The following is a 1,604-nucleotide window of genomic DNA, read 5'->3' as shown; positions in this document are numbered from 1 at the left end:
GCCCCGAGCGGGGACGCGGGCACGGACTCGGGCTGACCATCGCGCTCGGGCAGGCGCGCGTCCTCGGCGCCAGGCTGACCTTCGCGAACGCTCCGGAGGGAGGCGCGGTCGCCACCCTCGACCTGGACGGCGGACGCGATCCGTCCGCTGGCTGAACCGCAACACGCTTCCCGGCGGCGGGACCAGACTCGCGCAAGCCCGCAAGTACGGCTCCTCGAAGGCGATCCCGGTGCGGGTCCCGCACCCGTCTTCCCGGAGGTTCCCCGACTCCCGCCCACCACTACTGCCCCCCGGACCACCTCCGGCCCGGCCTGCGCAGGCACGTCCTCGTACCTCCGACCGCACCCTCACCCTGGTGAACGCGGCGTCCTGGCCGGTCCGGGCGATGACGTACCGCAGGTCGGCCAGGGCCTTCAACGGCGGTACTGCCGCGTCCCGGACGAGGCCCCGGCCATCGCCGTCGCCCCCCGACGGCACCGTGTGCGTGGCCTACTCCGACCAAACCTGCGCCGTGATCGCCCCCGACGCCGCAGAGGCATCCGCTCCCGCTCGCCCGGCCGGCGCACCGGTAGCCGTGGTGACCGCTGCGGCAGGCGAAGCCGCCCCCCAGCCCCAGCCCGAGTACGTCGGACGGTACCGGCGCGAGGCGATGCTGCGCCGGTACACCGAGTACTCCGGAGTGCACGGCATGTGGTCCACCAACGCCGTCTGCGATCAGGACACCTTCGTGCCCGCCCACGACAAGGTCCACGAGGGCCGCTACACCCTCACCGACGGCGTCGGCGTCGGGCGCAAGAGCATCGTTGGCGGCGAGAACAAGAAGTTCCACCGCATCCCCGCCTGGGGCAACCTGATCGTCGACGGCGACGACGTCACCTGGCTATAGGCGCCTCCACACCCACCCTGGCGGGCACAACCTGAGGCGAACTGACTCTCAACAACGGGTCCGAGGTCACGGGAGGGCGACCGGCATGACCTGGTGGGCTGCTCCTCGACGTCGGCGGCGCCCCCGTCCTGCAAGATTGCGGCATCGACACGCATGGCACCCGATGAGCACGACGGAGATCCTGTGAACAAGACCGATCTGATGGCGAAGTCACCCTCGATCGCGGCCTCAATGGCAGCCGGCGCCATGAGCCCGGGTATCCAGCTGTCCCAGACCCGCTACCGGGCCGCACTCGTCTCCGGCTGGGACATCCCGGCCGGAGCGTCCGTACTGGAGGTCGGCTGCGGACAGGGCGACATGACGGCCGTCCTCGCCGAGGCCGTCGGCCCACATGGCCGGGTGGTCGCCGTCGACATCGCGGACCCGTCGTACGGCGCCCCGGTCACCCTGGGGCAGTCGGCGAAGCACCTCAAGGCAACGCCGCTGGGCTCCCGCATCGACTTCCGTCTCGGCCTGGACGTCCTCGACGAGAAGGTCACCTTCCCCGACAGCGGGTTCGACCACGTGGTCCTCGCCCACTGCTCCTGGTACTTCGCCTCCCTGGACCCGCTGCGCGAGACCCTCGCCCGGGTTCGCCGCTGGGCCCGGAACCTGTGCTTCGCCGAGTGGGACCTCGCACCCCGCTCGACCGACCAGCTGCCCCACCTCCTGGCCGTCC

The 1,604-nt window shown here is 71.6% G+C and carries 2 protein-coding genes and 1 pseudogene; all 3 read left to right on the top strand.

The features are described from left to right. A pseudogene (locus tag ABZW32_RS39910) lies at positions 1 to 155 on the top strand (two-component sensor histidine kinase); the annotation flags it as partial. A 422-nt stretch (positions 156 to 577) separates the two neighbouring features. Further along, complete coding sequence (locus ABZW32_RS39905; protein ID WP_356225832.1) at positions 578 to 886, top strand: hypothetical protein; 309 nt, start codon at positions 578 to 580, stop codon at positions 884 to 886. A 183-nt stretch (positions 887 to 1,069) separates the two neighbouring features. Further along, the coding region (locus ABZW32_RS39900; RefSeq protein WP_356225830.1) for a class I SAM-dependent methyltransferase at positions 1,070 to 1,604 on the top strand (535 nt) is incomplete at its 3' end.

Origin of the sequence: Streptomyces sp. NPDC004667 (assembly GCF_040609475.1) — a bacterium.
Lineage (GTDB): Bacteria > Actinomycetota > Actinomycetes > Streptomycetales > Streptomycetaceae > Streptomyces.
Note: the sequence above shows the minus strand (reverse complement) of the source record. Positions and strands in the feature narration are given on the sequence as shown.